Below are 6,553 nucleotides of genomic sequence, written 5' to 3' on the forward strand. Positions count from 1 at the left end.
CGGCGCCTGCTGTCGGTGGCGCCGATATCGGCGAATTTCGAATTTTATTCACGCCGCTCCATCGATGCGCTGCGTCGAGTCGTGGTCGATGGTCATTCCCTGGGGCGGTTTTCCACTCTCGGCCCTGCTCGACAAGGTAGAGCCGCTCGGCTCGGCAGCGCAAAATTCGTCGCCTTCGAGACTGTCTTACGGCCGACTGAGATCCCCGGGCAGTTGAGCCTCCTCGAATCGCTGGACTGGCCCTATGTCGAAAGCCTGCGGCTGGACGAGGCGCCGCCGAACCAGAACGGCGCGCCGATCCGCGTCGTCGTACCGTGGAAATACGGCGGCAAGGGTATCAAGTCGATCGTGCGCATTGCGCTCAGTGACCAACAGCCAGGAATACGGCTTCTATGCTAACGTCAATCCGACCGTCGATCATCCACGCTTGAGCCAAGCCACCAAGCGGCCAACCGGCGAAGACGGTTTCTTCAGTGCCAGTCGTCACCCGACTCTGCGTTTCAACGGCTATGGCAATCAGGTCGCCAGCCTCTATGCTGGCGTGGATCTGAGGGCGAATTTCTGATGGCTTTCACCTTCGTCTTACCCAAGCGCTGGCGACCGGCTTCCGTTCAAGGGAAATCTCCACAAATAATTAGGTGGGCTTAGGCGATCAATGGATAGTTCGAGGGGAAAAGCGCGCGCTTTGTCTCCTCGTCGTTGACGCGTTTGAAAACATGATCTTTGCCAACGTTCCGCGCGCGGGCTACCGCCGGTCGGGTGTCAACATTATCAAAGAATCGTTTCAGGTTAGGGTATAGCGCGAATGGATCGTCAGCGCCCTTTAGCACGCGGGATGCCCGATCGAGCCAACCCCAGGCCGACATATCGGCGATCGTATAGGTGTCACCCAAAATATAGGACCGTCCCTTGAGGTGATCGTTTAGGACTTGGTAGTGGCGTTCGGCCTCGCGGCGATAGCGGTTGATCGCGTAATCCAGCGCCTCTGGCGCAGAATGCTGAAAGTGCACCGCCTGCCCCGAAAACGGACCGAGGCCCGACGCAAGAAACAGAAGCCAGGAAAGCAGCTCGGGTCGATCCACAACGGGGCCGAGGAACTTGCCGGTCTTTTCCGAAAGATAGAGAAGAATTGCCGTCGAATCGAATACCCGTACCTCTTTTCCTGTTGGACCTTCAGTATCGACAATCGCCGGAACCTTGCCGTTCGGGTTTATCGCCCGAAACGAAGCCTGGTGTTGCTCGCCCTTACTTGTGTCAACAGGAAACAGCTCATAAGCGAGCTCGGCTTCTTCAAGAAAAAGCGCAACTTTAGCCGGGTTCGGCGTCGGGTGGAAATAAAACCGGATCATTTGAGATCTCCATTTCGCAATTGCGGATGCGCTGGCAAACTTGCAGGCTGAAATAGAAGTCCGCCGACCGCATTATTGCGCTGTCAGGGATTTCAGCGCATCAAGGATCGTGCCTGGGTCGAGTCGTTGCCTATAGTCGACATCGAAATGGGCTAAAGTCACCGCGCCACCGGATGCAACGACGAATGTCGCTGGTACGGGAAGCTCCCAGCTTTCGTCACCGTTGATGTCGGGGAGTGCCTTGTTGTTGGCTGTCAGCGCCGCGCGCAATTCCAGAGGCAAGCTGAACACGAGACCAAAGCTTCGTGCCACAACGTTCCCGACATCACTTAAGACGCTAAACGACAATTCATTCTTTTCCGCAGTGCTAAAGGACTGGTCCGGAAGCTGCGGGGATATTGCGATAAGCCGTCCACCTGCTGCTGAGATCTGTTGCATTGATTGTTGATAGGCTCGCAACTGAATATTGCAGTAAGGGCACCAGCCCCCGCGGTAGAACGCTAAAACCACAGGACCAGATTGCAACGATCGACGAAGGCTGACGTGTGTTCCATAAACATCGGGTAGTTCGAAATCTGGAGCGAGGCTACCGACTTGGAGAACAGTGGCTAAGGGAAAATTCGCTCGTAGCTCTTCGATTTTTGCGTCATACAGAGCAGCTCGACCCGCTGGTGCACTGCGTGCAAATTCAGCCTTGAAAGCTGCAAGCTCCTGCTCCAGTTCCATTTGAGTAACACCCCGACCATTTCTGTGATTTTTGGAACTCAACGGCCTAGTTTTAATTCGATCGTTCTATAATTCAACCGTCAGTTCAATCAAAATATCGTCAGCGAGATGAGGTCAGGCCACGACATCCTCGATCCTGGTCAGAAGGGCTTGACGACCGCAAGCCAGGCGATGGCAATGAAGGCAACGAATATCGCGATCGGAGCGGCCCTGAACAGACCATTGGCAGGCCTGCCGTCTTGCAAAAGACGTCTCAAGGTCGTTCCCTGAAGACCGTGCAGGCCGCTTAAAAAGATGGCCGGTACCATCTTCAGCAAAAGCCAGGGTGATGTGTCCCAGCCGGCGCCAAACGCCATCGTAAAGCCAGCCATCCACACAACGGCAAGGGCGGGCGTTGTCACGAACCCGTCCCAACGCAGTATGGCTTCGGCGAACCTGCGGCCATCCCGTTCAAGCGGTCCGGATATGACAATCCGTAGCGCAAGCGCCATCGCCAGCATGCCAGAAATCAGGGTAACGACAGCCACGATATGAAGCGCTTTGACGTACAGGTACATCAGCCGGCGAACCCACGATCTTCAAACAGGTCGGGAATATCAGCCAGCGACCCCACCGTGAGATCCGCTGCATAGTTCAACGCCTCAGCATTTGCGCGCATCAGATTGAAAACAAAGAGGTCGTCAACGATCATCTCCGCCAGGCTTCCGGCAATATTGGCGGTATCGGTCCGCGCGACGCGGACGACGGTGAAACCGAAACTCTTTGCACCGCAGATATCGAAGCCATTGGACGATACGAACGCAACCTCGTCACGCCCAACGCCAAGCACTGCCTCGATGAGCGCATAGGCCTGCGGAGCGGGTTTGAAGGCACGGTTTGCATCGACGCTGACAATATGATCGAAAAGACGATCGAGCTTGGAATTTACAGCAAGGCTCGACAACATCGAGCGGCTTCCATTCGACAGTATGGCGCGCGTCAAGGGTGCGAGCCGCTCCAGGCAAGGCCGCGCATCGTCAAAGGGCGTGAGGTTGAGATAGCTCGAGGCTATGTCCTGAAGCAGCTGCTCATTAAAGCTGAGGTTGAGGGAATGGAGCGTATATTCCAGAGAGCGTAGCGTCAGGCACCAAAAATCCTCGTATCGGCTCATGAGCGTCGCAAGCCACGAATATTCGAGCTGTTTCATCCGCCAGACATGCGTGATCAACCGACCGCGGCCCGGAAACGCAAGCTCCACAGCGTTCTCAACCGACCGCACGTCGTAAAGCGTGCCATAGGCGTCAAATACGAATGCTTTGATTGTCTGGCCCATTCCGACCTCTTTTGCGCATGCTCTGCCGTAGCTCGTGGTCTCAGTTCCTAGCCGAAGACAGTGGCATCAATATCAGGCTGCTGCGATCGTGGCCCGCAATGATTTGCAGAGCGGTGCCGCTCTCAACCTGTATTGGCCTTGGAAACGGATGCAGGATCTGCAGCCAGCCGCCGTCTGAATAGTTGTCAGGATGATTGACAAACTCGACGCCCTCCGCGAGATCTATCTTTATCCATTGAACGATCCCGGTCGCAATACCGTCCGAAATCACCGGAATCTCGACAATGCGCATCTCTTCGGCATACTTTGACTGAGTCAGATCGATCTTCTGCAGATCAACATCAGGCGAAAGTCTCTTCCATTCCGTCATCGTGCCGTGGACCGGCAGTCGATTGGCAGCAAGTTGCGTGAATTCAGAAACGTCGAAGCCCGACACCTCCTCCACAAATGCGTACTGGTTAAGGACATTGCTCTCAACCAGGCAACCAACGGCTGTCGCTGCCCGCGGAATGATGGTCGCGCCCTCGTTGGTCAGACGTGCATGAGCGTCCTCAAAAGTGTTGAGAACATCTTCGGCAAGAAGATCGCTCGACAGGATTTCCGACACCAGGATGTCGGCGCGAGCACCCATGTCCCGACCGATAACGAGATCCGTGGATATCTTGTCGACAACGGCAATCCGGTCGGAGAACCCATTCTGCGCGACGATCCGCTTGGCAATTTCGGCGATCACCGGAACGGCTTCGCAGGTCACGATGTTTGTCGCTCCCGCCCTCGCCGCCATCATCGACAGCAATCCACTACCGGCACCAATATCGAGAATCTGCACCGACGTTCCGCGCGCAGCAACCACCTTTTTGATTGCTTCTTCAAAGGCCGCATTGCGATGCACATCGTTCAACATCGGAATATGCCAGAAAGGAACGACCCTCGATGTCTGGCGACGAACCTGATGTTGCAGCATGATGTTCTCCGGCTGCAGACCTGCCAGCCTGCGGAAGTGGTCGAGGGCCTCATGATGGCGGCTGGCCTGTACAAGGGCGACGGCCAGGTTGTTCAAGGCCAACGGATTATCGGGAGAAACGATTGCCGCAGCCTCAAAACACCGGATCGCCTCGTCCGTTTCTCCACGTTTGAGCACGAGCGCGCCCTTTTCCAGGAGAGCCACGAGATGGTCCGGTTTGATCGCAAGCATATCGTTCCAATAACCGATCGCCATTTCGGTATCTCCTTTCAACGCCGCAATTCCTGCCAGCAGCGGAAGAATGTCAGGAATGTGTTTCGGCGTGGAATATTGACCCCTCTGGCGGGGTGACCGGCGTCTAATTTTGACCCCCCTCCTGTTTCGTCTGACCATCCGTCTTTTGATGGCGGATGGAGGGGGAGTTGAAGCGAGTGGATACGATTGCGCGTGTTCGTCGAGCCTTCCATGTGCAGGGCTGGTCGGTGAAGAAGATCGTCCGGGAGCTGCATGTGTCCCGCAATACGGTCCGCAAGATATTGCGCTCCGATGAGACCGACTTCTCCTATGAGCGAGAACGGCAACCGTTACCAAAGACTGGCGTCTGGAAGGCTGAGATCGAGCGCTTTCTGATGGCCAACGAAGGCAAGCCTTCTCGGGAGCGGCTGACGCTGATCCGGATATATGAGGAGCTTCGGGCGCTTGGTTACGATGGTAGCTACGATGCGATCCGGCGCTATGCGAAGGGCTGGTCGAAGGATCGGGGAGCTGTCACGGCCGAGGCCTACGTGCCGCTCTATTACGCGCCAGGCGAAGCCTACCAGTTCGACTGGAGCCACGAGATCATCCTGATCAATGGCGTGACGACGACCGTGAAGGTCGCTCATGTTCGGCTTTGCCACAGCCGCATGATGTTTGCACGAGCCTATATGCGTGAGAGCCAGGAGATGGTGTTCGATGCACACGACAAGGCTTTCGACTTCTTCCGAGGCACCTGCACGCGCGGTATCTACGACAACATGAAGACTGCGGTCGAGGCTGTGTTCGTCGGCAAGGAGCGGCAATACAATCGCCGTTTCCTGCAGATGTGCAGCCATTATCTGGTTCAGCCGGTCGCCTGCACGCCCGCATCCGGATGGGAGAAAGGACAGGTCGAGAACCAGGTTGGTCTGGTTCGCGAGCGCTTCTTCACACCACGCCTGCGGGTCAAAAGCCTGGAGGAGTTGAATGTCTGGCTGCTCGACAAATGCATCGCCTACGCCAAGGCGCACCGCCATCCCGAGCAGACAGAGCGAATGATCTGGCAGGTGTTCGAGCAGGAACGCGGCAGCCTCGTGCATTACGTCGGGCCGTTCGATGGTTTCCATAGCGTCCCGGCCTCGGTGTCGAAGACCTGCACGGTCCGTTTCGACAACAACAAATACTCTGTCCTCTCAACCGCAGTAGGTCGCCCTGTCGAGGTTCATGCCTATGCTGATCGGATCGTCATCAAGCAGGATGGGGTGAGTGTCGGTGAACACCAGCGTTGCTTTGGTCGAGGCGATACAGCCTACAATCCCTGGCATTATGTGCCTGTTCTGGCTCGCAAACCTGGTGCTTTGCGCAACGGTGCCCCATTCAAGGATTGGGCGTTGCCAGCAGCAATGGAGAAGGTCCGCAAGCGCCTGAAGAGCGTCCATGACGGTGATCGGCAAATGGTCACCATCCTTGCATGCGTTCCGACCGATGGTCTGACGGCTGTCGATGCGGCCTGCCAGGAGGCGGTGGATCACGGCGTCTGCTCTGCCTCGGTGATCATCAATATCCTGGCTCGCAGTCGTGACCCTGCGCCTGCCATCACTCTTCAAACCCCCGATGCGCTTCGATTGACCCATGAGCCGGTCGCCGATTGCGCCCGTTACGACAGGCTCAGGAGGGCAAGCTGATGGAACGCACACAGGTTCTCGAACTGATGAGCACGTTGAAGCTCTACGGAATACGCAGCGCTTACGACGAGGTCATGGGCAATGGCATCAAACGGCAACACGAACCGCCGCGCATCGTCGGTGACCTCCTGCAGTCGGAGATCGCCGAGAAGCAGGCCCGGTCCATTCGCTACCAGCTCAGTATCGCCAAGCTGCCACTGGCCAAGGACATCGATGACTTCGACTTCACCAATACGCCCGTCAATGAATCCCTGGTGCGAGAGCTGGCTACCGGCACATT

The 6,553-nt window shown here is 56.5% G+C and carries 6 protein-coding genes and 2 pseudogenes; 3 read left to right on the forward strand and 5 right to left on the reverse strand.

The genetic code is table 11. From position 1 onward, the window contains the following. Positions 1–64 precede the first annotated feature (64 nt). A pseudogene (msrP, locus tag GA0061101_RS26275) lies at positions 65–565 on the forward strand (protein-methionine-sulfoxide reductase catalytic subunit MsrP); the annotation flags it as partial. A 79-nt stretch (positions 566–644) separates the two neighbouring features. Here msrP and GA0061101_RS26280 read toward each other — a convergent pair. The 5 genes from GA0061101_RS26280 to GA0061101_RS26300 all read right to left on the reverse strand — a co-directional run bounded on the left by GA0061101_RS26280 (position 645) and on the right by GA0061101_RS26300 (position 4,606). Next, positions 645–1,349 carry a glutathione S-transferase family protein gene (locus tag GA0061101_RS26280; RefSeq protein ID WP_037198417.1) on the reverse strand — a complete coding sequence of 235 codons (705 nt, stop codon included), beginning with the start codon at positions 1,347–1,349 and terminating at the stop codon, positions 645–647. Positions 1,350–1,421: 72 nt separating this feature from the next. Then, a complete protein-coding gene (locus tag GA0061101_RS26285; protein WP_092575709.1) occupies positions 1,422–2,075 on the reverse strand; it encodes a peroxiredoxin-like family protein in 654 nt (217 codons plus the stop codon). A gap of 140 nt (positions 2,076–2,215) precedes the next feature. After that, entirely contained in the window at positions 2,216–2,632 is a 417-nt protein-coding gene (locus GA0061101_RS26290) for a CopD family protein (RefSeq protein ID WP_051963841.1), read from the reverse strand. Next, a complete protein-coding gene (locus tag GA0061101_RS26295) occupies positions 2,632–3,387 on the reverse strand; it encodes a haloacid dehalogenase type II (protein ID WP_037198415.1) in 756 nt (251 codons plus the stop codon). Before GA0061101_RS26295 ends, GA0061101_RS26290 begins: the two co-directional genes overlap by 1 nt. 40 nt (positions 3,388–3,427) lie before the next feature. After that, entirely contained in the window at positions 3,428–4,606 is a 1,179-nt protein-coding gene (locus GA0061101_RS26300) for a class I SAM-dependent methyltransferase (protein WP_245297578.1), read from the reverse strand. Positions 4,607–4,773: 167 nt separating this feature from the next. Here GA0061101_RS26300 and istA point away from each other — a divergent pair. Together istA and GA0061101_RS26310 are read left to right on the forward strand one after the other, a co-directional pair. Continuing rightward, positions 4,774–6,397 (forward strand): annotated as a pseudogene (gene istA, locus GA0061101_RS26305) (IS21 family transposase). After that, the coding region (locus GA0061101_RS26310; RefSeq protein ID WP_280951442.1) for an ATP-binding protein at positions 6,300–6,553 on the forward strand (254 nt) is incomplete at its 3' end. The pseudogene istA and the gene GA0061101_RS26310, both read left to right, overlap by 98 nt.

Source organism: Martinezella lusitana (assembly GCF_900094565.1).
Taxonomy (GTDB): domain Bacteria; phylum Pseudomonadota; class Alphaproteobacteria; order Rhizobiales; family Rhizobiaceae; genus Rhizobium; species Rhizobium lusitanum.

Bases quoted from the DNA above. Each gene is read 5' to 3' on its own strand.
- GA0061101_RS26290 (WP_051963841.1), bottom strand. From the start codon at position 2,632: ATGTACCTGTACGTCAAAGCGCTTCATATCGTGGCTGTCGTTACCCTG.
- GA0061101_RS26280 (WP_037198417.1), bottom strand. From the start codon at position 1,349: ATGATCCGGTTTTATTTCCACCCGACGCCGAACCCGGCTAAAGTTGCG.
- GA0061101_RS26295 (WP_037198415.1), bottom strand. From the start codon at position 3,387: ATGGGCCAGACAATCAAAGCATTCGTATTTGACGCCTATGGCACGCTT.
- GA0061101_RS26300 (WP_245297578.1), bottom strand. From the start codon at position 4,606: ATGGCGATCGGTTATTGGAACGATATGCTTGCGATCAAACCGGACCAT.
- GA0061101_RS26285 (WP_092575709.1), bottom strand. From the start codon at position 2,075: ATGGAACTGGAGCAGGAGCTTGCAGCTTTCAAGGCTGAATTTGCACGC.